This is a genomic window from Streptomyces sp. NPDC048288 (genome assembly GCF_043201555.1).
Taxonomy (GTDB): domain Bacteria; phylum Actinomycetota; class Actinomycetes; order Streptomycetales; family Streptomycetaceae; genus Streptomyces.
In genome coordinates this window covers 113,174-138,282 of record NZ_JBICZD010000014.1, presented here as the reverse complement: position 1 = coordinate 138,282, position 25,109 = coordinate 113,174, and the positions used below count along the sequence as shown (strand labels likewise).

General features: G+C 74.6%; 11 protein-coding genes. 8 read left to right on the top strand and 3 right to left on the bottom strand.

The window, feature by feature from the left end:
* Positions 1 to 4: 4 nt before the first annotated feature.
* Complete coding sequence (locus ACGFZS_RS39870) at positions 5 to 2,389, bottom strand: phosphoketolase (protein ID WP_393799236.1); 2,385 nt, start codon at positions 2,387 to 2,389, stop codon at positions 5 to 7.
* A 53-nt stretch (positions 2,390 to 2,442) separates the two neighbouring features.
* Between ACGFZS_RS39870 and ppk2 the strand changes: the two genes are divergently transcribed.
* A complete protein-coding gene (gene ppk2, locus ACGFZS_RS39865) occupies positions 2,443 to 3,246 on the top strand; it encodes a polyphosphate kinase 2 (RefSeq protein ID WP_393799235.1) in 804 nt (267 codons plus the stop codon).
* Positions 3,247 to 3,284: 38 nt separating this feature from the next.
* On the opposite strand, the gene ACGFZS_RS39860 is transcribed toward ppk2, so the two are convergent.
* Together ACGFZS_RS39860 and ACGFZS_RS39855 are read right to left on the bottom strand one after the other, a co-directional pair.
* The gene (locus tag ACGFZS_RS39860; RefSeq protein ID WP_393799234.1) at positions 3,285 to 4,163 is read right to left on the bottom strand and encodes a universal stress protein; all 879 of its coding nucleotides are present in this window, start codon (positions 4,161 to 4,163) and stop codon (positions 3,285 to 3,287) included.
* On the bottom strand, positions 4,160 to 4,594 hold the full coding sequence (locus ACGFZS_RS39855) for a hypothetical protein (protein WP_393799233.1): 435 nt from the start codon (positions 4,592 to 4,594) through the stop codon (positions 4,160 to 4,162). Before ACGFZS_RS39855 ends, ACGFZS_RS39860 begins: the two co-directional genes overlap by 4 nt.
* Positions 4,595 to 4,953: 359 nt before the next feature.
* Between ACGFZS_RS39855 and ACGFZS_RS39850 the strand changes: the two genes are divergently transcribed.
* From ACGFZS_RS39850 to ACGFZS_RS39820, 7 genes are all read left to right on the top strand, one after another.
* The gene (locus ACGFZS_RS39850) at positions 4,954 to 6,675 is read left to right on the top strand and encodes a SulP family inorganic anion transporter (protein ID WP_393799232.1); all 1,722 of its coding nucleotides are present in this window, start codon (positions 4,954 to 4,956) and stop codon (positions 6,673 to 6,675) included.
* A 173-nt stretch (positions 6,676 to 6,848) separates the two neighbouring features.
* The gene (locus ACGFZS_RS39845; protein WP_365695934.1) at positions 6,849 to 7,313 is read left to right on the top strand and encodes a cyclic nucleotide-binding domain-containing protein; all 465 of its coding nucleotides are present in this window, start codon (positions 6,849 to 6,851) and stop codon (positions 7,311 to 7,313) included.
* Between the two features lie 27 nt (positions 7,314 to 7,340).
* Positions 7,341 to 8,054: a CBS domain-containing protein gene (locus ACGFZS_RS39840; RefSeq protein ID WP_393799231.1), complete on the top strand. Its 714-nt coding sequence runs from the start codon at positions 7,341 to 7,343 to the stop codon at positions 8,052 to 8,054.
* An 81-nt stretch (positions 8,055 to 8,135) separates the two neighbouring features.
* On the top strand, positions 8,136 to 8,837 hold the full coding sequence (locus ACGFZS_RS39835) for a response regulator (RefSeq protein ID WP_393799230.1): 702 nt from the start codon (positions 8,136 to 8,138) through the stop codon (positions 8,835 to 8,837).
* Positions 8,838 to 9,326: 489 nt separating this feature from the next.
* Positions 9,327 to 11,261, top strand: coding sequence for a PAS domain S-box protein (locus ACGFZS_RS39830; RefSeq protein ID WP_393799229.1), 1,935 nt, complete (start codon positions 9,327 to 9,329; stop codon positions 11,259 to 11,261).
* 417 nt (positions 11,262 to 11,678) lie between these two features.
* A complete protein-coding gene (locus tag ACGFZS_RS39825; RefSeq protein WP_393799228.1) occupies positions 11,679 to 15,776 on the top strand; it encodes an amino acid adenylation domain-containing protein in 4,098 nt (1,365 codons plus the stop codon).
* Positions 15,773 to 25,105: an amino acid adenylation domain-containing protein gene (locus tag ACGFZS_RS39820; protein ID WP_393799227.1), complete on the top strand. Its 9,333-nt coding sequence runs from the start codon at positions 15,773 to 15,775 to the stop codon at positions 25,103 to 25,105. Before ACGFZS_RS39825 ends, ACGFZS_RS39820 begins: the two co-directional genes overlap by 4 nt.
* Positions 25,106 to 25,109 lie beyond the last annotated feature (4 nt).

The following is a 25,109-nucleotide window of genomic DNA, read 5'->3' as shown; positions in this document are numbered from 1 at the left end:
GGCGTCAGTCCGTCCAGGTCCAGTCGGCGACCTCGGGAAGGTCGGTGCCGTGCTCGCGGATCCAGGCGTGGTGGCGGGTGCGGGTGTCGGCCATCTGCTGGCGCAGGGCGGCGGCGCGGACGGCGAGGCCGGGGACGCGGTCGATGACGTCCATGACCAGGCGGTAGCGGTCCAGGTCGTTGCGGACGACCATGTCGAACGGGGTGGTCGTGGTCCCGGACTCCTTGTAGCCGCGCACGTGCAGGTGCTCGTGGCCGGTGCGGCGGTAGGCGAGGCGGTGGATCAGCCAGGGGTAGCCGTGGTAGGCGAAGATCACCGGCTTGTCGGTGGTGAACAGGCCGTCGTACTCGAAGTCGGTCATCCCGTGCGGGTGTTCGTCCTTGGGCATGAGGCGGGTCATGTCGACGACGTTGACCACGCGTACGGCCAGCTGGGGCAGGTTGCGGCGGAGCAGCTGGGCGGCGGCGAGGATCTCCTGGGTCGGCACGTCGCCGGCGCAGGCGAGGACGACGTCGGGCTCGCGGGAGCCGTTCTCGGTACCGGCCCACTCCCAGATCCCGGCACCGCGCGCGCAGTGGACGCGGGCCTGGTCCATGGAGAGCCAGTCGAAGCAGGGCTGCTTGCCGGCCACGATGACGTTGACGTAGTCCCGGCTGCGCAGGGCGTGGTCGGCGACGGAGAGAAGGGTGTTGGCGTCCGGCGGGAGGTAGACGCGGACGACCTCGGGGCTCTTGTTGAGGACGTGGTCGACGAAGCCGGGGTCCTGGTGGGAGAAGCCGTTGTGGTCCTGGCGCCACACGTGCGAGGTGAGCAGGTAGTTGAGGGAGGCGATGGGGGCGCGCCAGGGCAACTGCCTGGACGTCTTCAGCCACTTGATGTGCTGGTTGACCATCGAGTCGACGATGTGCACGAACGCCTCGTAGCAGGAGAACAGTCCGTGCCGGCCGGTGAGGAGATAGCCCTCCAGCCAGCCCTGGCAGGTGTGTTCGGAGAGGATCTCCATCACCCGGCCGTGCCGGTCGAGGTGTTCGTCGACCGGGAGCACCTCGGCCTGCCAGGCCTTGCCGCTGGCTCCGTAGACGGCCTGCAGCCGGTTGGAGGCGGTCTCGTCGGGGCCGACCAGCCGGAAGTCGCGCTGGACGCTGGTGTCCCGCATGACCTGTTCCAGCAGGTCGCCGAGGACGCGGGTGGGTTCGTGCAGGGTGGCGCCCGGCTTGTGGACGGGGACCGCGAACTCGTCGAGGTCGGCGATGGGCAGGTCGCGCAGGAGCAGGCCGCCGTTGGCGTACGGGGTCGCGCCGAGCCGCTTCGTACCGTCGGGGACGCAGGCGAGCACGTCGGCGGTGGGGCGGCCGTCGGCGCCGAAGAGTTCCGCGGGCCGGTACGAGCGCAGCCAGGCCTCCAGCTGCCGCAGGTGGTCCGGGTTCTCGCGGACGCCGGCCAGCGGCACCTGGTGGGCCCGCCAGGTGCCCTCGACCGGTTCGCCGTCCACCTCGGCGGGACCGGTCCAGCCCTTCGGGGTGCGCAGCACGATGACGGGCCAGTGGGCGCGCTCGGTGACCCCGTCCTCGCGGGCCGCGCGCTGCAGCGCTCCGATGCGGTCCAGGGCCTCGTCCATCGCCGCGGCCATGGCCCGGTGCACCTGGTGCGGGTCGTCGCCCGTGACATGGATCGGGGCGTGGCCGTAGCCGCGCAGCAGGGCGTCGAGCTCGGCCTCGGGGAGGCGGGCCAGCACGGCCGGGTTGGCGATCTTGTAGCCGTTGAGGTGCAGGATCGGCAGGACGGCGCCGTCGTGCACCGGGTCGAGGAACTTGTTCGAGTGCCAGGAGGTGGCGAGCGGTCCGGTCTCCGCCTCGCCGTCGCCGACGACGCACGCGACCAGCAGGTCCGGGTGGTCGAGGGCGGCGCCGTAGGCGTGCGACAGGGAGTAGCCGAGTTCGCCGCCCTCGTGGATGGAGCCGGGTGTCTCGGGGGCCACATGGCTGGGCACCCCGCCGGGGAAGGAGAACTGGCGGAAGAGCCGCTCCATGCCCCGCACGTCCCGGGAGACGTCCGGGTAGGTCTGGCTGTAACTGCCCTCCAGCCAGGAGTTGGCCAGCACGGAGGGGCCGCCGTGGCCGGGTCCCCAGACGCAGAGCGCGTCGAGGCCGCGTGCCCTGATCACCCGGTTGAGGTGGGTGTACACGAGGTTCAGGCCGGGCGAGGTGCCCCAGTGGCCGAGCAGCCGGGGCTTGATGTGCTCGGGGGTGAGCGGTTCGGTGAGCAGCGGGTTGGACATCAGGTAGATCTGCCCGGCGGCCAGGTAGTTGGCGGCCCGCCAGTGCGCGTCCAGGGTGCGCAGTTCGTCGTCGGACAGTACGGTGGCGTCCTGGTTTTCGACCGTGGACATGGCTGACGCTCCGGAGGTCGTCGGTGCGGGGGTCATCGGGTGGTGGAGGCGGCATGGCCGGCAAGAACGCGGCGGAGCTGCCGCGCAGGACGTACGAGAAGGAACTGCTCCGCCTCCAGACCGAGCTGGTGAAGCTGCAGGAGTGGGTGCGGGCGACGGGCGCCCGCCTCGTGGTGATCTTCGAGGGGCGGGACGCGGCCGGCAAAGGGGGCACGATCAAACGGGTGACCGAGCACCTCAATCCGCGTTTCACGCGGATCGCGGCGCTGCCCAAGCCGACCGAGCGCGAGCGCACCCAGTGGTACTTCCAGCGGTACGCGGCGCATCTGCCGGCCGCCGGGGAGATCGTGCTGTTCGACCGGTCCTGGTACAACCGGGCCGGGGTCGAGCATGTGATGGGCTTCTGCTCGAAGGAGGAGTACCAGCTCTTCCTGCGGCACTGCCCGATCTTCGAGCGGATGCTGGTCGAGTCCGGGATCCTGCTGCGCAAGTACTGGTTCTCGGTGAGCGACGTCGAGCAGCAGGAGCGGTTCCGCAAGCGCCTTGAGGACCCGCTGCGGCGCTGGAAGCTGTCGCCGATGGACCTGGAGTCGATCACCCACTGGGAGGCGTACTCCCGGGCCAAGGACGAGATGCTGGTGCACACCGACCTCACCGAGGCGCCCTGGAACATCGTGGAGAGCGACGACAAGCGGCGGGCCCGGCTGAACATGATGGCCCACCTGCTGTCCTCGGTGCCCTACCAGGAGCTGCCACCGCAGGTCCTGGAGCTGCCGGAACGGCCGCCGTCGACCGGGTACGAGCGTCCGCCGCGGGATCTGCAGACCTACGTCCCCGATCACGCGGCAAGTCTCTGAGCGGCAGTGGTACCTGCACCGGCGGCCGGGCACCTCGCTCACACCCACTCGGGTACGACGGCGACCGGGCAGGCGGAGTGGTGCAGGGCGTCGTGGACGGTCCGGCCGAGCGGCAGGCCGCGGTGCCCTGACTTGCGGCGGGCGCCCACGACCAGCAGGTCGGCGTCGCGGGAGGCGGCCGACAGCACCTGGCGGGCGTGGCCCTCCACGGTCCGCCGGCGCAGCGTCAGGCCTTCGGGGGCCTCGCCCAGGGCCTCCGCCAGCCGCTCGGCGGCCGCCTGCTCGTGCGCCCGGGCCGGTGCCCCCGCCAGGAGCGGGAGGTCGGTGGTCTCGTACGGCGGGCACCACCAGGCCCGTACGGCCGCCAGCTCGGCGCCCCGCAGCTCGGCCTCGCGCAGCGCGAAGCGCACCGCTTCCCGCCGGTCCCCCACGCCCAGGAGGATCCGGCCGTGCCTGCCCGCTCCGCCGCCCCGGGTGTCCTGGTCGCCACGGAGCACGATCACCGGGCAGTGCGCGTGGGCGGCGACGGTGAGGCTCACGGAGCCGAGCAGGGCCTCGGTGAGGCCGTGGCGCCCGCGGCTGCCCAGCACCAGCAGACCGGCGTCGCGGCTCTCCCGCACCAGCGCGTACTCGGGCTCCTCGGGCAGCACCTCGGAGGACACCTTCACCTCGGGCTGCCGGCCCCGGGCCCGCCGCGCCGCGGCCTCGACGATGTCCTCGGCCATCACCTGCTCGGACGGCTCGGCGAGGGCGCCCGCGGGCGAGATTCCCTCGTACCGCTCCCAGAGCGAGGCGTGCACCAGCCGCAACGGTGTCCCGCGCAGGGCGGCCTCGTCGGCCGCCCACTCCACGGCCCGCAGGCTCGGCTCGGAACCGTCCACACCTACGACGAGCGGAAGCTCCTCCACGACGGTCACCGCCCCGCCCCGAGGCCGCCCGCGTTCCGGGCACTGCCCCGGCCGCGCGGGACGCCGCCGAGAGGCTCGGCGGCGGATTCGCCGGAGGGCTCGGCGGTGAGTTCGCCGAGGGAGCCGTCCGGGGGCTCGGCGGCCGACCTGTCGAGGGAGTCGTCCAGGGGCTCGGCGTCGGACCTGTCGAGGGACTCGTCGGTGGCGGCCGGCGGGCGGGCCCCGTAGCCGCCCGGGGTCCGGCCGGACCGGCGCGCGGTGGCGCCGGAGCGGGGCGCGGTGGCGCCGGAGCGGGGCGCGGTGGCGCCGGAGCGGGGCGCGGTGGCGCCGGAGCGGGGCGCGGTGGCGCCGGAGCGGGGCGCGGTGGTGCCGGAGCGGGGCGCGGTGGTGCCGGAGCGGGGCGGTGAGCCGTCGGGGCCTGCGGGGACGGTACGGAGCATGGTCTCCACCTCCTGTGGAGCGGGAACCTCGGGTCGGGCGCGGGATGTCGGCCTCTGCGAAGACCACTCTGGCCCGGAACGGGCAGGTGCGCCGGATGCCGAAGGTCGGTGGGGTGGGGCCGAACGGCCCTGACAGGAGCACGCTCTCCACCTCCTGCGGAGCGGAATCCGCGGGCGCGGGATGTCGGCCTCTGCGAGGGCCGCTCCGGCCCGGAACGGGCAGGTGCGCCGGATGCCGAAGGCCGGTGGGGGTGGGGCCGAACGGCCCTGGTCGTAAGGCCTGTTGGACCGGTCCGGCGCGTCCGTCTCGCGGCCGGCCCGGGCCCGGTGGATGCTGGGGCCCCGGCGAAAGGGGCTCCATGGGCGAGGGCGGCGGCAGACAGGTGAGGTGGTGCGCGCTCGCGCCCGGGCTCGGCTCGCTGCTCGGCTACCGGCGCGCCTGGCTGAAGGGCGACACGCTCGCCGGTGTGACCGTCGCCGCGTATCTGGTGCCGCAGGTCATGGCGTACGCCGGGGTGGCCGGGCTGCCCCCGGTCGCCGGGCTGTGGGCGATCCTGCCCGCGCTGGCCCTGTACGCCGTGTTCGGCTCATCCCGGCTGCTGTCGGTCGGCCCGGAGTCGACGACGGCCCTGATGACGGCCACCGTGGTGGGCCCGCTCGCCGCCGGGAACTCGGCCCGGTACGCGGTGCTGGCCGCCACCCTGGCCGCCGCGGTGGGCCTGCTCTGCGTGGTCGCGTGGGCGGCACGCCTCGGCTTCCTCGCCGACCTGCTCTCCCGCCCCGTCCTCATCGGCTACCTGACCGGCGTGGCGCTGATCATGACTGTGGACCAGCTGCCGAAACTCACCGGGGTACCGACGACGGGCACCGAGTTCTTCCCCCAACTCTGGTCGTTCCTCTCCCACTTGGGACAGGCACACGCGCCCACCCTCGTGCTCTCGGCGGCCGTCCTGGCCATGGTCCTCCTCCTGGCCCGGTACGCGCCCGCCGTCCCCGGTCCGCTGCTGGCAGTCGTCCTGGGCACAGCGGCCGTCACGGTGTTCGACCTCGACGGCCGCTTCGGCGTCAAGGTGATCGGCACGGTGCCCTCGGGCCTGCCCGGCCTCGGCGCCCCGGACCTGGGCGAGCTGCCCCGGCTGGTCCTGCCGGCGCTGGGCGTCCTGCTCGTCGCCTACACGGACTTCATCCTCACCGCGCGCGCCTTCGCCGGCCGGGGGCCGGACGAGGAGCCGGAGCTCGACGCCAACCAGGAGTTCCTGGCCCTGGGCGCGGCCAACCTCGGCGCCGGCGCCGTGCACGGCTTCCCGGTGAGCAGCAGCGCCAGCCGCACCGCCCTGGCCACCTCGGCGGGCGCCCGCAGTCAGGCGTACTCCCTGGTGGCCGGAGCCCTCGTCCTCGCCGTGCTGCTCTTCCTCAGTCCCCTGCTGACCCGCACGCCCTCGGCGGTGCTCGGCGCCCTCGTCGTCTACGCGGCGACCCGCATGGTCGACCTCGGCGGTTTCCGCCGGCTGGCCGCCTTCCGCCGCCGCGAGCTGCTGCTGGCCCTCGGCTGCCTGGCCGGGGTGCTCGCCCTGGACATCCTGTACGGCGTGCTGGTGGCCGTGGGCCTGTCGGTCGCGGAGCTGCTGACGCGGGTGGCCCGCCCGCACGACGCGGTCGAGGGGCTGGTGCCCGGCCTCGCGGGCATGCACGACATCGACGACTACCCGGCCGCCCGGACCGTCCCCGGTCTGCTCGTCTACCGCTACGACTCGCCGTTGTTCTTCGCCAACGCGGAGAACTTCCGGCGCCGGGCGCTGGCCGCCGTCTCCGACCGGACGGAGCCGGTCCGCTGGTTCGTCCTCAACACCGAGGCCAATGTCGAGGTCGACATCACCGCCCTCGACGCGGTCGACGACCTCCGCCGCGAACTGACCGCACGCGGAGTCGTGTTCGCCCTCGCCCGCGTCAAACAGGACCTCCTGGACGACCTCCGGACCTACGGCCTGGCCGCCTCGGTCGGCCCGGACCGCATCTTCCCGACCCTGCCGACGGCGGTGACCGCCTACCGCGAGTGGCTCGCGAAGCAGCCCCCTCGGTAGGCAGTAGGCCGTACGGGCCGCGAGGACGGCCGTACGACCCTTGGGGACGGCCGTACGGCCCGCCGGTGGGCTGATGGTCCCGGGGCGGCGGGTCCGCTCGGCCCATGGCGGGAGCGCGCCCCGTGGCACACGCTGGCGGCAGGACCACGTACACCCGCACCGGGAGGCCCGCCATGAACGCACCCCCGTCCCCCAGCGTGCTGCGCGCGCTGCCCGCCGAGTACCGGGACCGTCTGATGCCGGCCGCGCGGGAGGTCTCGTTCGCCGCCGGGACCCGGCTCTTCGACGAAGGCGGCCGCGCCGACCGGTTCTGGATCGTCCGGACCGGCAGGATCGAGCTCGACATGCATGTGCCCGGCCGCCGGGCGGCCGTCATCGAGAACGTCGGCCACAACGAACTGGTCGGCTGGTCCTGGCTGTTCGGCCCGCGCGTGTGGCACATGGGCGCCGCGGCGACCACCCCGGTACGCGCCTGGGAGTTCGACGCCGAGACCGTCAGGTCGCTGTGCCGGCAGGACCCCGAGCTGGGGAACGCCGTCGGCCAGTGGGTGGGCGAGGTGCTGGCCCACCGTCTGCGCGCCGCCCGTACCCGACTGCTCGACCTCTACGCCCCGTACGGCGCCGGGGCGAGCGTCTGACCAAGAAGCGACCGAGGAGTGACCGCCATGCACGGCACACCGCGCATCGTCAGCGACGTCATGACCACGACCGTCGTGAGCGTCGGACGCGGGGCCCCGTTCAAGGAGATCGTGCGGCTGATGCGGGACTGGCGGGTCAGCGCCCTGCCCGTGGTCGAGGGCGAGGGCCGGGTCGTCGGCGTCGTCTCCGAGGCGGACCTGCTGCGCAGGGAGGAGGTCCGGGACGCGGAGGAGGTCCGGGACGCGGAAGAGGTCCGGGACGGGCAGGAGGTGCGGGACGCGGCGGCCGAGGCCGGTGCGCTGACGGCGGGCGGGCTGATGACCGCTCCCGCGCTCACCGTCCGTCCGGGTGCCACGCTCGCCCAGGCGGCGCGGATCATGGCGCGGGGCGGGGTGAAGCGGCTGCCCGTGGTCGACGGGGTGGGCGTGCTCCAGGGCGTGGTGAGCCGCGCCGACCTGCTCAAGGTCTTCCTGCGCGACGACGAGGAGATCGCCGAGGAGGTCCGGCGCGACGTGGTGTCGTACCTCTTCCCGGCCCCCGCGTCCCTGCTGCGGGTGGTCGTCCGCGACGGCGTCGTGACGCTCGCCGGCCGGATCCGCGACACGTCCCTGGTGCCGGTGGCGGCACGGCTGGTCAGGGCCGTCGAGGGCGTGGTGGACGTGGACTTCGAGCTGTCCCCGCGCCCGGCGCCGAGCGTGGCGGCGGGCCCGGAGCGCACAAGTGGGGCCGGACGGCCCTAGCACGGCCCGCCCCGGCGGAGCGATGATCATTGGGGGCAGTCCGCGGTCTGCCCGCGCATCCGGTGAGGACGAGGGGCCGTCATGACGCAGTCGCGCACGTTCACGGAACAGGACCCGATCCGGGTCTTCCTGCTGGACGACCACGAGGTGGTCAGGCGTGGCATCACCGACCTGCTCGAAGCGGAACCGGACATCTCGGTCGTCGGCGACGCCGGTACCGTCCAGCACGCGCTCGCCCGCGGTCCGGCCCTGCGGCCGCACGTCGCCGTCCTCGACGTCCGGCTGCCCGACGGCGACGGCATCACCGTCTGCCGGGAACTGCGCGACCAGATGCCCGAGCTGGCCTGCCTCATGCTGACGTCCTTCGACGACGAGGAGGCCCTGCTCGACGCGATCATGGCCGGGGCGTCCGGCTATGTCCTCAAGCAGATCAAGGGCTCCGACCTGGTCTCCGCGGTGCGCACCGTCGCCTCCGGCCAGTCGATGCTGGACCCCGCGACCACGGCCCGCCTGATGCGGTCGCTGCGCGCCGACCCCGCCGAGACGCCCTCGGTCCCCGCCGAGCTGGCGAGCCTGTCGCCCCGCGAACGGGACATCCTCGCGCTGATCGGCGACGGCCTCACCAACCGCGAGATCGGCAAGAAGCTCTACCTCTCCGAGAAGACCGTCAAGAACCACATCTCCCGGCTGCTGGCCAAGCTGGGCGTCCAGCGCCGGGTACAGGCCGCGGTTCTCGCCTCCCACCTGGAACAGCCGGGTTCCGGGGAGCGCATGGGCAAGTGAGGGAAGGGCGGCGGCCCGACCGGACCGGATCAGCCGCTTGCTGGCGACCATCGCCGGCATGCCGCCGTACGCGCCGGAGAGCGTCGCCGGGTCGCGGGCCCGGCAGCCGCCGGTCACCCCCCCCGGCCCGCACGGCCCCCCGGCCCGCGCAGCCCGCGCAGCCCGCACGGCCCGCACGGCCCGCGTGGTCGCCGCGCCGCCGCGTCCGGCCCCGATCCCAGCCCAATCCCCGTCCCCACCCCGCCCTGCCCCGCCTGGCCGGGCCCGGCCCTGCCCCACCCTGCCTGCCCCGGCCCGCCCCGGCCCCATCCCCGTCCTCGGACGCGAGAGGGCCAACGAGCGCCCCGCAGCGAACAGGTTCGGGCGGTCGCGGCCACTAAACGACTTCTCCCCGCCCCGGCGCGCCGGAAGCGCTGAGATGACCGCATCCATCGGCGGGAAAGGGGTGGGGCGGACATGGCCGGCTCCCTCGGAGGCGAACGGACGCGCGTGGCCGTGACAGCGGAGACGGCGGCGCAGCACTGCCGGTGCGGCGGCGCGCCGGCCCCCGGCCAGGGGACGGGCGCCGCCGAGGAACGCTTCCGCGGTCTGCTGGAGGCCGCGCCGGACGCGATGGTCATCGTGGACGGCCAGGGCATCATCAAGCTGGTCAACGCGCAGACCGAGGCACTCTTCGGCTACCGGCGCGAGGAACTCCTGGGTCACCCGGTCGAGTTGCTGATGCCGCACCGCTTCCGTACCCAGCACACCCTGCACCGGGGCGGCTACTCGGCGAACCGCCAGGTCCGTCCGATGGGCGCCGGACTGGAACTGCACGGGCTGCGCAAGGACGGCACCGAGTTCCCGGTGGAGATCAGCCTCAGCCCGATGGAGACCGCGGACGGGCTGCTGGTGTCCGCCGCCGTCCGCGACGTCAGCGACCGCAAGGCCGCCGAGGCCCGTATCAACGAGCTCGCCGCCCTCGTCGAGTCCTCCCAGGACGCCATCCTCGCCAAGACCCTCGACGGGGACATCACCTACTGGAACGCGGCGGCGCAGGACCTCTACGGCTACACCGCCGAGGAGGCGATCGGCCGGCACGTGTCGATGCTCGCCCCGCCCGACCTCCGCGCGGAGGTCAGCGCGCTGCTGACCCGGCTGCGCCAGGGCGAGAAGGTCGAGCACTTCGAGACGCTGCGGGTCACCCGCTCCGGGGCGCTGCTCGACGTGGACGTCACCCTGTGGCCGACGCGGGACACCCGTGGCCGGGTCGTCGGCGCGTGCGCCATCGTCCGGGACATCAGCGACCGCAAGCGCGCCGAGGCCGAACTGACCGCCCTGTACGAGCAGCAGCGGCACATCGCGCTGACGCTGCAGCGCAGTCTGATGGGCACCCCGCCCGCGCTGCCCGGTCTGGCCACCGCCAGCCGCTACCGGCCCGCCACCCAGGGCGCCGGGGTGGGCGGCGACTGGTTCGACCTGATACCGCTGGGCGCCGACCGGGTGGGCGTGCTGATCGGTGACGTGATGGGCCGCGGGCTGGAGGCCGCCGCCGTCATGGGCCAGTTGCGCTCGGCGGCCCACGCGCTGGCGAAGACGGGGATGGAGCCGCGGCTCCTGATGCAGGCGCTGGACTCCTGCGTGGCCGACCTCGACGTCCCCGACCAGCTCGTCACCTGCTGCTACCTGGTCATCGCCCCCGACACCGGGACCGTGACCGTCTGCTCGGCCGGTCATCTGCCGACGCTCGTCGCGAGTGCCGACGACGGCGCGGTCGGCATCCTCGACTCGCCCGTCAACGCCCCGCTCGGGGTGGGCGGTGTCCTCTACGAGCAGTCCCGTACGGCCGTCCCGCCCGGGGCGACCCTGGTGCTCTACACGGACGGCCTGATCGAGACGCCGGGCAGCGACATCGAGGAGCGGATCGCCGAACTCACCGTCGTCCTGGAGAAGTTCTTCGCGGGCACACCGTGCCTGGAGACCGCCGCCGACCATGTGCTGGCGAGTCTGCTGCCCGACGCCGAGAGCCACAACGACGACGTCACCCTGCTGCTCGCGCAGCTCCCGGCCGCGCCGCTGGCGGCCCTGACCACCGATCTGCCGGCCTGCCCCTCCTCGGTGCCGGCGGGGCGGGCGTTCCTGCACCAGGCGCTCACCGCCTGGGACTGCGCCGCGGGCGCCGACGAGGCGCTCCTGCTGCTGTCGGAGACCCTGACCAACGCCGTCCAGCACGGCGAGGGCCCCATCGGTCTGCATCTGCACCGCACGGCCACCGACCTCACCGTGGAGATCAGCGACCGCAGCCCGCAACTGCCCCGGCCGCGCCGGGCCGCCGAGGACGAGGAGTCCGGCCGGGGTCTGCTGCTCGTCCGCACGCTCGCCGACAGCTGGGGAGTGCGGCCCACGGACGAGGGCAAGACCACCTGGTTCACCCTCCGGCTGTGAGGCACGTCCGGCCCGTCCGGATCCACGGGAGGTGTGGGAGAGGCTGCGGAAGAGCCGCCTCCGGTAGGTGAACTCCCCCTGGAATGTCAAGTGTTGACATGCCCTCAACGCGTGACTGATGATCACAGCTACGTCACGGAGCCTCCTCGGAAACTCCGCACAGCTGACGCATCAGCGTGCGCGGCCGCACCACGCGTATCCCGTCGGTCCTGCCCCCACTCGCCGATATCCCCGCGTTCCCTCCCCCCACCCCACCCCCACCCCTCCCCCTCCTCCCGATTCCGGCATTTCGCGCGATGCCGTCGTTCGCCGCGCCTCTGAACCCACTGCGCCTCTGAATCCACTGTGCCCCTGTTCCACCGCGCCTCTGTTCCGTCCCCGGTCCCGTCCACCCGACAGGAAGGCCAGGCCTTGCCGGTGCAGAACACCCCCCGCCTCGTCCGCCCCGCGTCCTTCGCCCAGCAGCGGCTGTGGTTCCTGGCCCAGCTCCCGGGCGGGAACACCGCCTACAACGAGACCTTGGCCTTCCTCCTCACCGGTCCGCTCGACCGCCGCGTCCTGGCCGCCGCCTTCGACGCCCTGACCGACCGGCACGAGACCCTGCGGACCCGGCTGGTGGCCGAGGCGGGCGGAGTGCGCCAGCACATCGACCCGGCGGGCCCGGGCGGCGTCCTGGACATCGAGGACCTCACCACCTCGGCCGACCCCGACGGACGAGTTGCGGCCTGCCAACTCCAGGAAGCGGAGCGGGAGTTCGACCTGGCGGCCGGTCCGCTCTGGCGCGGCCGGCTGCTCGCCCTCGGCGGCGCCCGCCATGTGCTGCTGCTGACGTTCCATCACAGCATCTACGACGGTGCGTCGATGAACGTGATGATGCGCGAACTCGGCCTGCTGTATGAGGCGTTGGCAGCGGGTGTGCCGGACGGTCTGCCCGAGCTGCGGCTCCAGTACGCGGACTACGCGGAAGCCCAGCGGGAGTCGGTGCTCGGCGGTGGGCTCGCCGTCCAGGAGGCGTACTGGAAGGACGTGCTGGCCGACGCTCCGCCCGTGCTCGAACTGCCGCTGGCGGGGCCACGGCCTGCGGAGCAGGGGTATGCCGGCGGCCGGGTCGGGTTCGAGCTGGACGCGGACATCACGGCCGCGCTGCGCGGGCTGGCCCGGGAACACGGGGCCACCTTGTTCGTGGCGGTGCTGACGGGCTGGGCCATGCTGCTGTCCCGGCTGTCCGGGCAGCAGGACATCGTTGTCGGGAGTCCGGTGGCGGGTCGTCGCGGCCCGGGGACCGCCGGGCTCATCGGGTTCCTCGTCAACTCGCTGCCGCTCCGCGTCGACCTGTCCGGTTCCCCGACCGCGGCCGAGGCCCTGGCCCGGACCCGGGCGGTGGTCCGCGCCGCCCTGGCCCACCAGGACCTGCCGTTCGAGCGGATCGTGGAAGTGGCGAACCCGCCCCGGAGCGCGGCCCACACCCCGCTGTTCCAGACCATGCTGGCCTGGGTCCCGGACCGGCACGACCTGCTGAGCCTGCCCGGTGTCGAGACCGTGCCGCTGCCGATCGCCCACGCCCCGGCCAAGTTCGACCTCGCCCTGTCGGCGACCGAGTCGGAGGGGCGGGTCACCGGGCATCTCGACCACGCGACGGCGCTGGTGGACACCGCCACCGCCGAACGCTGGGCCGGACACCTCCGGCAGCTGCTCACGGACATGGCCCGGCACCCGCACCGCACCGTCGACACCCTGGAGTTGATGGACCCGCGCGAGCGCCTGGAGCTGATCGGCGCCGGCGACGCCACCCGGGCACGGGAGGAGGACGATGCCCTTTCCGGCCCTTCCCGTTCCTCCGGCCCTTCCCGTTCCTCCGGCCCTTCCCGTTCCTCCGGCCCCTCCCGTTCTTCCGATCTCTCCGGCCACTCCGGCCACTCCGACGCCACGGCGACCGCCCTGCGTACGGCCTCCGGCCTCACGGAGCTCTTCGAGGCCCGGGCCCGCGCGCACCCCTCCGCCACCGCCGTCGTCGCCGTCGCCGCCGTCGCCGTCGCCGACCGGGATGAGGCGCTGGACTACGCGACCCTGGACCGGCGCGCCAACCGGCTGGCGCACGCCCTGGTCGCCCGTGCCGTCCGCCCGGGTGACGTGGTCGGACTGCACGCGCGCCGCACCCGCGACCTGGCCGTCGGCGTCCTCGGCATCCTCAAGGCCGGTGCCGCCTACCTCCCGCTCGACCCGGGGCAGCCCCGGGAACGCCTCGCCGCGATGGTCGAGGACGCCATGTGCCCCGTGGTCCTCAGCGACCACTCCGGCGCGGACCGCCCGCCGGACTGGCTCGACCTCGCCTCGGTCGAGGCCGAGGCCGAGGGGACGACCACCGGGGACGGGCCGCCGGCCGGGATCACCCGCTCCCCGGACCAACTGGCCTACGTGATCTTCACCTCCGGGTCCACCGGGCGGCCCAAGGGAGTCGCCGTCGAGCACCGCAGCGTCCTCAACCTCTTCTCGGCCTGGCACGACCGGATGGGCACCGCGCCGGGCGAGGCCGGCTCGGCCTGGTCCAGCATCGGCTTCGACGCCTCGGTCCACGAACTCCTGCTGCCCCTCACCACGGGCGGTGTGCTGCACATCGTCCCCGAAGAACTGCGGGGCGACCCGGAGGAGTTCTTCGCCTGGCTGCGTGAGCGCGGGATCGTCCAGGCCTTCCTGCCGCCCGCCTACGTCAAGTGGGCGGACGAGGACCCGGACCACCGGTTGCGCGGCCTGCGCCTGCGCAAGCTGCTGACCGGGGTCGAGTCGCTCACCGAGGCCGCGCTGCACCGGATGACGGAGCGCCTGCCCGGCCTGCGGGTCTGCTTCGGCTACGGCCCCACCGAGGCGACCCTCTACAGCACCGCCCACTACGACCCCCGCCCGCTGGACCGCCCGTGCCCCATCGGCCGTCCGCTGCCCGGCACCCGCTGCTACGTCCTGGACGCCCGGCTGCAGCCGGTCCCGCCGGGCGTCGTCGGGGAGGTCCATCTCGGCGGCGCGGCCCTCGCCCGGGGCTATCTCCACCGCCCCGACCTCACCGAGGAGCGTTTCCTGCCGGACCCGTTCGTGCCCGGCGCCCGCGTCTACCGCACCGGCGACCTCGCCCGCTGGGGCGACGACGGTCTGCTCCACTACGTGGGGCGCGCCGACGACCAGGTCAAACTCCGCGGCTTCCGCATCGAACCCGGCGAGATCGAGGCGGCGTTGACCCGGCTGCCCGGTGTCCGCGAGGCCGTCGTCCTCGCCGACGAGGACCCGGCGGGCCGGCCCCGTCTGGTGGCCGCCGTCGGCCGGGGCACCGCGACGGCCCGTACGAGCGCCGACTGGCGCACGGCACTCGCCCGCAGCCTGCCGGACTACATGGTGCCCGCCGTCGTCCTCGACCTGGAGACCCTGCCGCTGGGCCGCAACGGCAAACTCGACCGCGCCGACCTGCTGCGCCTCGTGCACGAGCAGACGAACGGCCAGGTCAACACGGCCAGTCCGCGCGACCACGTCGAACACACCCTGTTCCGCGTCTGGCAGCGGGTGCTGCTGCACCCCGCGATCGGCGTCGGCGACAACTTCTTCGACATCGGCGGCACCTCGCTGTCCGCCATCAAGATGGCCCACGAGGTCTCCGAGGCCTTCGGCCGCCGGCTGCCGGTCGCCGAGGTCATGGTCCGGCCGACGATCGAGGCCCTGGCCGCGCTGCTGCGCGAGGACGGCACGCACCGCGCACCGGGCAGCCTCATCGAGTTCCGCCGGGGCACCGGCCCCCGGGTGGTCTGCGTCCACCCGGCCGGTGGCACCGCCTTCTGCTACCTGCCGCTCGCCGCCCATCTGCCTCCGCGCACCGGCCTGTACGGCATCCAGTCCCCCGGGGTGAACCCGGGCGAGGACCTGCTGCCCACCGTGGAGGCGATGGCCGGGGCTTATCTGCGCCTCCTCGAACCCCTCGGCGACGGCCCGCTCGTCCTGACCGGCCTCTCCTACGGCGGGCTCGTCGCCCACGAGATGGGCCGCCTGCTCGGCCGTGCCGGACGGAGCGATGTGAGCGTGGTGCTGCTCGACACCCAGGCGACCGACGACGCCGAGGCCCGCGCGGCGATCGCGCCCGTCGACGCGGCGGAGTTCCGCGACAAACTCGTACGGTTCAACGGGATGTACCCGGGCATCGACGACGCCCAGGTGGACCGGTACTTCCGGATCTACAACCACAACCGGCTCACCGCCCGCGAGCACGTCCCGGCCGCCTCCCCGGCCCGGCTGGTCCTCGCCGAGGCCGTGCCGGACGGCGCCCGCACCCCCTTCCACGCCGAGGTCCGCGCCTTCTGGGAGCGGCGCGCGCAGGGCGACTTCCACGTGGAGACGATGGAATGCGACCACTGGGAGATCCTGGAGGGCGCCGAGACGGCCCGGGTCGCCGCGCTGCTGGCCGCCGAACTCGCCCGTCACGAGGGGCAGTCGACATCCGGGGCGCGAACTGTCGCCGTACCGGCGGGAGAAGCCCGATGACCGACCTCGGCACACCGTCCGGTCCGACCGAAGCCGGCCTCCCCCGGTCCGGGTTGGCCGCAGCCGTCCTCGACCGGGCCCGTCGTACGCCTTCCGCGGTCGCCGTCGAGGACGGCGGGCGGCTGCTCGACTACGCCGAACTCGACCTGCTCAGCGGCCGGGTGGCCGAGCGGCTGCGGGAACGGGGCGTGGGCGCCGGGCAGTCCGTGGCGGTCTGCCTGCCCCGCTCCTGGCAGCTGGTGTGCGTCATGCTCGGAATCCGCCGCGCGGGAGCCACCGTCGTCCCCCTCGACCGGCTCAGCCCGCCCGACCGGCAGCGCCACATCCTGGACGACTCCGGCGCCGTCGCGGTCGTCCACGACGGTACGACCGAGCACGCCCACGGGATCGAGGCCGACCTGCTCCTCGGCCCGACCGCATCCCCCGTCTCCGCCGCACGGCCCGCATCCCCCGTCGCCGCCGCACGGCCCGCATCCCCCGTCGCCGCCGCACGGCCCGCGCCTCCCGTCCCCACCGCACGGCCCGCACCCGCCGGCGACGGCGGCACGGCCTTCGTCTTCTACACCTCCGGCAGCACCGGCCGTCCCAAGGGCGTGGAGGTCACCGACGCGGGTGTGCTGCGGCTGGCCCGGCCGGGCTGGCTCGACCCGCGGCCCGGTGCCCGGTTCGGCTGCCTGTCCAACCCGGCTTTCGACGCGCTCAGTTTCGAGGTCTGGGCCCCGCTGCTCACCGGCGGCGTCTGCGTCGTCCTGGACGACTCCGAGGTGCACAGCCCGCACCGGTTCACGGCCGTGCTGCGCGAGCGCCGGGTCGACACCCTGTTCCTCACGGTGGCGCTCTTCAACACGGTCGTCGACCAGGTCCCCGGCTGCTTCGCCGACACCGCGCAGGTGCTCGTCGGCGGCGAACGGCTCGACCCGCGCGCGATCCGCACCTGGTACGACGCGAACCCGGGCTCGGCCACCGTCCTGCACAACGTGTACGGGCCGACGGAGGCGACGACGTTCGCCCTGTGCCACCCGATACCCCGCGACTTCGACGGCGACTCGGTCCCGATCGGCACCGCGCTGCCGGGGACCGGAGTGCTGCTGCGCACCACGGACGGGCGCCTCGCGGAGGACGGCGAGGTGGCCGAACTCCTCCTCTCCGGACCGGCGTTGGCACGCGGCTACCGCAATCTGCCGGAGCTCACCGAGCGGTGCTTCGTCCGGCTGGCGGACGAGGACGGCACCCCGCGCCGCTGGTACCGGACCGGTGACCTGGTGCGCCGGGACGCAGACGGGCGGGTGACCTACGTCGGACGGGCCGACCGGCAGGTCAAGGTGCGCGGCTTCCGCATCGAACCGGGCGAGGTGGAGCAGCGGATCCTGACCCTGCCCGCCGTCCGCCAGGCCCATGTCTGCACCCGGCGGGACGCGGCGGACCGCCATGAGCTGCTGGCCTTCCTCGTCCTCGGCGACGGCCTATCCTTCACCGACTACGCACGTCATCTCACCGCCGCCCTGCCGCCGTACATGCGCCCCCACCACACCCACCTCATCACCCGGCTCCCGCTGACCGCCAACGGAAAGGTCGACCAGGCCGCGCTGCTGCGCGACGCGGCCGCGCCGTGGCGCGGCAGCCGGGCGGACGCGGTGGCCGTCCGCGCGGACCAGCGTCCCGTCCTGGAGGCAGCCGAGGAGATCCTCGCCGTCGGCGGTCTGCGTCCCGACGACCGGTGGATCCCGAGCGGCGGCGACTCCCTCAAGGCGGTGCGGTTCCGCTTCGCGATCCTGGAGCGGTACGGCGTCGACCTCCCCCAGGACCTGGTGCTGGAGGCCGACTTCACCGCCCTCGCGGACGCCGTGCGCACCGCGCCGGCCGGCTCCCGTCCGCCGCTGCCACCGGCCGCCCCGGACGCCACGACCGCGCCGGCCACCAGCGAGCAGGAACGCCTCTGGCTGCTGCGGCTGCGCGATCCCGACGACCGCTCCTACGACGTACCGCTCGCCTTCAGGATCCGGGGCACCGTCGACCCGCGGGCGCTGCGCCGCGCGCTGTGCTCGCTGGTGGAGCGGCATCCCGCCCTGCGCACCCGGCTGGTGCCCGCCCCGGACGGCCTGCTTCAGCGGACCGAGCCGCCGTACGACCCCTGGCAGCCGCCGCACGCCCGTGCGGAGGAGCCCTGGCAGGAGACCGCCGACCGCTTCTTCGCCCACCGCTTCGACCTGACCGAGCCCCGTATGCTGCGGGCCGCCTGGACGGAGCGGGCCGACGGCGGCCTGTTGCTGCTGCACCTGCACCACGCGGCCGTGGACGGCTGGTCGCTCAACGTCCTCTTCCGGGACCTCGCCGAGGCCTACGCGGGCGCCGCCGGACGTCCGGCCCCGGCCGCCGGCCCGCTCGACCTCGCCCGCTGGCAGCGGGACCGGCGGGCGGCCCCCGGCTACGCGGACCACCGCGCCCGGCTGCGCGAGCACTACGCCGCCGCGCCGGAACCGTCACCCGCCCTGTCTGCATCCGAGTCCCAACCCCCACCCCAGCCCCAACCCGTGCCCCTGCCCCGGCCCGTGCCGACGTCCACCGCCCGGCCCCCGGCACCGGCCCGGGCGCGGCTGCTGCGCACCTCCCTCGACCTGGTCCGCCGGAGCGCACTGGACCGGCGCGCCGCGGAGCTCGGCCTGACCAGGTTCCAGCTGCTGGTGTCGGCGTTCGGCGCGTGCCTGTACGGCGTGACGGGGCAGGCCCGGCCGCTGGTCGCCGCTCCCGTGGCGAACCGGCCGCGCCCCGAGTTCGCCGAGACCGTCGGCATGTTCGCGAACACCGTGCTCCTCGGCCTGGACGCCCGGCCCGGCGACTCCCTCCGTGCCCACCTCGCGTCGCACGCCGACACCGTGCGGCGGGTTCTGCGGGGGCAGGAGGTTCTCCTCGCCGATGTCCTCGCCGACCCGGCGTTCCGCGGCCGCTCGCCCCTCTTCGACTACCTCTTCGTCCTGGAGAACACGGAGTTCTCCGCCCTGCGTCTGACGGACTGCGCGGTCGAGCCGCTGTGGCCCGAGCCGCTGGGCGCCAAGTGCGCGCTGACGCTGTCGGTGGTGGAGGACGAGTCCGGGTTCGCCTGCCTCTGGGAGTACCGCGACGACTTCGGTGCCCAACGCGCGCAGAGCGCGGCCCGGTTGTTCCGGCAGGCCCTGGACCGGCTGACCGGCGACGACGGCGGCGACATCAGCCTCGGCGAACTCGTCGCCCCGCACCGCACGTCGGCGACGGTCCACGGCGTCCCCGTGGCAGCGGACTTCGCGACGGTCGCCGAGGGCTTCGCCCGTCAGGTGGCCCGCACCCCGGACGCGCCCGCCGTCACCCTCGGCGGGACCACGCTCACCTACGCCGAACTCGACGCGCAGGCCAACGAGTTGGCGTCGCTCCTGACGGCCCCCGAGGATCCCGCCGCCCCGGCATCCGTGGCGCTCTGCCTGCAGCCGTCCGTCGAGCATGTCGTCGCCCTGCTCGCGGCGGCCCGGCTCAACCTGACCGTCGTCCCCCTCGACCCCGCCTACCCGCCGGCCCTGCTGCGGCACGTCCTGGACCACGCGGACCCGCTGTGCGTACTCACCGGCGCCCAGGACCTCGACGTCCTGGCCACGATCGCCCCGCCGGATCTGCCCCGGCACGTCGTCACCCTCACCCGCACACCCACCGCGCCGCCCGTGCCGTACCGGCACCGCGGACTCCGGCCGCTGTACACCCTGTTCACCTCCGGCTCCACGGGCACGCCCAAGGGGGTGCAGGTGCCCGACCGGACCCTGTGCAACCTGATCGCCTGGCAGCGGGTCGCGGGGGGACTCGAACGGCCCGCCGTCACCCAGCAGTTCTCCATGCTCTCCTTCGACGTCTCCTTCCAGGAGATCCTCACCACGCTCTGCTCCGGCGGCGAACTGCGCCTGGTGAGACCGGCCTGGCGGCAGGACATGCCCACCTTGCTGCGGCAGTTGGAGGCGGGCGGAGCGGAGCGGATCTTCCTGCCGTACGTGGCCCTGCAGCTGCTCGCCGAACACGGGGTGCGCGGCGGAGTGTTCCCGTCCCGGCTGCGTGAAGTGGTCACCGCCGGAGAGCAGTTGGTGTGCACAAACGCGATCCGGCGCTGGTTCGCGGGGCTGCCGGGCGGTGCCCGGCTGTTCAACCACTACGGGCCGACCGAGACCCATGTCGTCAGCGGCCTGTGCCTCGAAGGCGACCCGGGCGGCTGGCCGGCCCGACCGGCCATCGGGCGCCCGGTGGCGGGGGCCGTACTGCGGGTGGTCGACGAGGGCGGTCTGCCCGTACCGCCGGGGGTGACGGGCGAGCTGCTCGTCGGCGGTCCGATGGCGGGCCGGTGCTATCTCGGCGACCCCGCCGCACACGGGGACCGGTTCGTGGACGACCCCGAGCTGGGCACCCTGTACCGCACCGGCGACCGGGCCCGCTTCGACGAGGAAGGACTGCTGCACTACGCGGGGCGCGACGACGGCCAGGTCAAACTGGGCGGGCACCGCCTGGAACTGGGCCAGGTCGAGGCCGCGTTGCTGGGCTGTCCGGGAGTGGTCAACGCGGTCGCGGGCGTGCTGGACGGCCGGCTGGTCGCCGTCCTCCAGTGCCGGGGCGAGGATCCCGACCCGGCGGACCTGGCCCGGCAGCTGGCGCGGCTGCTGCCCGCCTACGTCCGGGTGGCCCGGTTCCGCCGCGTCACGGACGTGCCGCGCACACCGAGCGGCAAACTGGACCGCCGGGCGGCGCTCACCGCTCCGGGGCGCGAACTGCGCGCGGACGACCGGGCGGGCGACCGGGCGGGCGACCGCGCGGACGCCGGGCTGTCGCCCCTCGAACGGCGGCTGGCGGACCTGTTCCGGACTGCGACCGGGCGGAGCATCGCCGTGGACGAGCGGTTCTTCGACGCCGGGGCCACCAGCCTGGACCTGATGCGCTTCCAGCTCAGATGCGCGGGCGAGGGCGATCTCCCCTTCTCCGTACCGGACTTGTTCGAGCACGTCACCCTGCGCGCCCTGGCCCGGCTGGTGTCGGACGACGGCACCGCCCCGGACACCCCTGGCGCCCGTCCGGAACCGCGCCGGGCGGACGAGCCCGTCGCCGTCGTCGGCATGGCCGTACGGCTGCCCGGCGCGCCCGACCTGGCCGCGTTCTGGGACCTGGTCGTCTCCGGCCGGCGCGGCATCGAGCACTTCGCCGCGGCCGACGGCCGGGTCGGCGCCCGCAGCCAGCTGGAAGGGCCGCTCGCCTTCGACCCGGGCCGGTTCACGATCAGCCCGCAGGAGGCGCGGCTGATGGACCCCCAGCAGCGCCAGCTGCTGATGAACTGCGCCGAGGCCCTCGCCCACGCCGGGATCGGCGACCCGGCGCGGCTGTCGGTCGGTCTGGTCGCCTCCTGCGGCGAGAACACCTACTTCCGGCGCATGCTCCGCGACGGCGACCCGGACCTGCTGCCCGACTCCTTCCGGCTCGCCCTGCACCACGAGAAGGACTTCCTCGCCACCAAGGCCGCCTACCATCTCGGGCTGACCGGACCGGCGTTCACCCTCCAGTCCGCCTGCTCCAGCTCGCTCGCCGGGGTGCACATCGCCGCCGGGATGCTGCGGCAGGGCGACGCCGAGGTGATGCTCGTCGGCGGGGTCCTCGTCGACACCGAGCTGACCGACGGCTACACCTACCGGCCGCAGCACATCTTCTCCCCCGACGGGCACTGCCGGCCCTTCAGCGCGGACGCCGAGGGCACCGTGGGCGCGAGCGGCACCGCGGTGGTCGTCCTCAAGCCGCTGGCCGCGGCCCGCCGGGACGGCGACACCGTCTACGCGGTCGTCACCGGCTCGGGGCTCAACAACGACGGCTCCGGCAAGCTCGGATACAGCGCCCCGTCGCTGCCCGGGCAGCGCGCCGCGATCCGTGCCGCGCTGGAGCGGAGCGGCCGCCGTGGCGACGAGGTCGGATACGTCGAGGCGCACGGCACCGGCACCCGGCTCGGGGACCCGGTCGAGGCGGCGGCGCTGCGCCAGGCGTACCGGCCGGCGGCGGACGCGCGGCTGGCGCTGTCGTCCGTGAAGAGCCAGATCGGCCACCTGGGCGCGGCGGCGGGGGTGGCGGGACTGGTGCGGGCGGTGCTCGCGGTGCACCACGGGGTCGTACCGCCGACGGCCGACTTCGACCGGCTCAACCCGGAGATCGCCGACGGCCCGTTCCGGATCCCGGTCGCCGCCGAACCCTGGGCCGCGGACCGGCCCCGGGTGGCCGGGGTGAGCAGCTTCGGCATCGGCGGCACCAACGCCCACCTCCTGCTGGAGCAGCCGGCCGCGGTGCCGGAGCGGGTTCCGCCCGAGATACCGCCGTGCCTGGTGCTGTCCGGCGCCTCGGAAGCCGCCGTCCGCGCGGACGGGCGCCGAATCGCCGACTATCTGGCGGCCCGCCCCGAGACCTACCCCCAGGTGCTGCGGCACCTCCAGGCCGGGCGGCCCGCTTTGGCCCACCGCGCGGCGGCCGTCCACCCCGACGCCGCGTCCGCCGTCGCCTGGCTGCGGTCCCTGCCCGCGGTCACCGCGCCCCCGGCCCAGGACGCGCCGGCCGTGGCGGACCTCGACCCGCACGCCCTCGCCGGGGCCTGGACGGCCGGCCGCACCGTCGCCTGGCCGCCCGGCCCGGCGCCCGCGCCCTGGGACTTCCCACCGCCCGCCTTCGACACGGCCGAGTACGACATCCCGCGCGCCCCCGAGGCACCGTCCGCTGTCTCCCGGCTGCCCGCTGTCCCCCGGCTGCCCGCCGCCCAGTGGCTGCACCAACCCCTGTGGACCCGCTCACGGCGCGCCCGCACCGGCGCACCGGCGTCCCGCCGTACCGCCGTGGTGGTGATCGGCCCCGGACAGGACGGTGAGAACTGGCGGTTCCTGGAGCGCCCCTACGCCCGGGTGGTGACCGTACGCGCCGGACAGGGCCTGACCCGGCTCGGCGACGACCGCTACGAGGCCGATGTCGCCGACGCCGCACAACTCGCCGCCCTGCTCGACCGCCTGACCGGCGCGGGCGAACCCCCCGTCGACTGGCTGCACGCGCTGCCCCTCGCCCTCGGCGACGGCACGGACGCGACCGGTCTCCGGACCGCCGAGTGGGCCTGCCTGGACACGGTCGCCGCCCTCGCACTGGCCCTCGCCGACCGCCCGGCGGCGGACCGGCCCCGGGCCTGGCTGCTGTCCCAGCGGGCACAGCCGGTCACCGGGACCGTCCACGTCCCCCTGGCCGGTCTGCTCGCCGGGGCCCTCGAAGTCCCCCGGCAGGAACTGGGCGTCACGCTCCGCTGGACCGACCTGCCCGGCCCCGACCCGGCGGCCTGGGCCGCCCACCTGCCCGACCTGCTCCTCGACGACACCGTCACCGACCGGGCGACGGCGCTGCGCGACGGCTTCTGGTGGCACCGCACCACCGTGCCGGTGCCCGCCGGTGAGGCGCCCCGCCCTGCCGCCGCGCCGGGCACCCATCTGGTCCTCGGCGGCACGGGCGGCATCGGCACCACCCTGGCCGCGGACCTCCTCCTCCGGCATCCCGGCAACCAAGTCGTCCTGGTCGCCCGCGGTGCCGAAGTACCCACCGCGCTACGGCCGTTCGGCGAGCGCGTCACCCTGGTCACCGCCGACCTGGCGGCCGAGGAACCCGCGGCGGTCGCGGACCGGCTGATCCCGCTGCTCGACGGACTGGCGGGGGTCGTGCACGCCGCCGGCACCGCCGGGGGCGGGCTGCTGGCCCGCCGCGCACCGGGCGCCGCCCGCGCCGTCACGGCGGCCAAACTCCGCGGGGCCCTGCTCGTCGAACTCCTCGTCGCCGAGCACGCCCCCGACTACGTCCTGTACTGCTCCTCGATGGCGGCCCGGTTCGGCGGAGTCGGCCAGTTCGACTACGCGGCCGCCAACGCCTGTCTCGACGCCTACGCCCACCACACCGCGCCCGGCGGCGACGCCACCGTACGGACGAGTGTCGGCTGGGACGCGTGGCGGGACGTCGGCATGGCCCAGCAGCACGCCGCCCGCGCGGATGCCCGGCACCGGCACCACCTGACCGTGGCCCTCACGCCCGAGGAGGGCACGGCCGTCTTCGAGCGGGCCCTCCATCTCCAGCTGCCCGGTCTCCTCGTCAGCACGACGGACCTGACGGCCGCGCGCGCCTTCTACGAACCGGCCGACACCGCACCCGAACCCGCACCCACGCCCACACCCACACCCACACCCACACCCACACCCATGCCTCCCGAAGCGTCCGCCACCGCCGTGCGGCGCGACATCGGCGCGAAGATCACCGGAGTCCTCCTCGGCCTCCTCGGCGTGGACACCGTCGATCCGCAGGCCGCCCTGTACGACCTGGGCGCCGACTCGCTGACCCTGCTGGAACTCCTCGACGAGATCAAACGCCTGCACGGCACCGACATCGAACTGTCCCGGCTGAGCCACCGGGTGAGCCTCGCGGAGATCCTCGGCCACCTCGGCGGCGGCTCCGGCCCGCAGGGCACGGTGGTGGACGTCGAGGTGTGGCAGCGTGCCCCCGGGCCGGACGTGCTGTGCCTGGTGCATCCGGTCGGCGGGGACGTCCAGGCCTACCGCCCGCTGGTGTCCGCCCTCCCCGACGACCTCACCGTCTGCCTGATCGCCGACCCCGGACTGCGCGACCCCGGACTGCCGGACCGCTCCATCGAGGAGCGCGCCGCGCTCTATCTGGCCGCCGTGCGAAGGGAGTTCCCGGCACCCCGGCACCGACTGACGGTCGCCGGCTGGTCGTTCGGGGCGTGGACCGCGCTGTCGATGGCCGCGCTCGCCGAGGCCGAGGACCGACCACTGACCGCCCTCCATCTCCTCGACCCGCCACCACCGGGCGCGGGACACCGCCTCGCCGCCTACGACGAGGAGCGGCTACAGGCCGTCTTCGCCCGGGAGTTGCGCGGAAGCGGCGCGGGGCGGCGGCCGACGGAACCGGCCCCCGGGGCCGCCGAAACCAGCACGGAGTCCGGTCGCGTCTACGCCGAGCGGCTCGCTCGCCGCTGCCGGGCCAACCTGGCGGCCATGGCCGGGCACCGGCTGCCGCTGCTGCGCCGGACGCCCGCCGCGGTATGGCTGGCGGCCCGCCGCGTGGAGGAGGCCACGCTCGCGCCCGAACCGACCGCCCCCGGCGCCTGGGACGCGCATCTGCCCTCGCCGTACCGGCTGCACCACGTCGACGCCGACCACTACCAGATCGTCGCCGAGCCGCACGTCCGGGAGATCGCCGCCGCCCTCGCCGGGACCCTGTCCCCGTCCGGCGCCCGGCCGCAGCCCGCCGGACGGATCTGAGGAG

Bases quoted from the DNA above. Each gene is read 5' to 3' on its own strand.
- ACGFZS_RS39870 (WP_393799236.1), bottom strand. From the start codon at position 2,389: ATGTCCACGGTCGAAAACCAGGACGCCACCGTACTGTCCGACGACGAA.
- ppk2 (WP_393799235.1), top strand. From the start codon at position 2,443: ATGGCCGGCAAGAACGCGGCGGAGCTGCCGCGCAGGACGTACGAGAAG.
- ACGFZS_RS39855 (WP_393799233.1), bottom strand. From the start codon at position 4,594: ATGCTCCGTACCGTCCCCGCAGGCCCCGACGGCTCACCGCCCCGCTCC.
- ACGFZS_RS39850 (WP_393799232.1), top strand. From the start codon at position 4,954: ATGGGCGAGGGCGGCGGCAGACAGGTGAGGTGGTGCGCGCTCGCGCCC.
- ACGFZS_RS39845 (WP_365695934.1), top strand. From the start codon at position 6,849: ATGAACGCACCCCCGTCCCCCAGCGTGCTGCGCGCGCTGCCCGCCGAG.
- ACGFZS_RS39840 (WP_393799231.1), top strand. From the start codon at position 7,341: ATGCACGGCACACCGCGCATCGTCAGCGACGTCATGACCACGACCGTC.
- ACGFZS_RS39835 (WP_393799230.1), top strand. From the start codon at position 8,136: ATGACGCAGTCGCGCACGTTCACGGAACAGGACCCGATCCGGGTCTTC.
- ACGFZS_RS39820 (WP_393799227.1), top strand. From the start codon at position 15,773: ATGACCGACCTCGGCACACCGTCCGGTCCGACCGAAGCCGGCCTCCCC.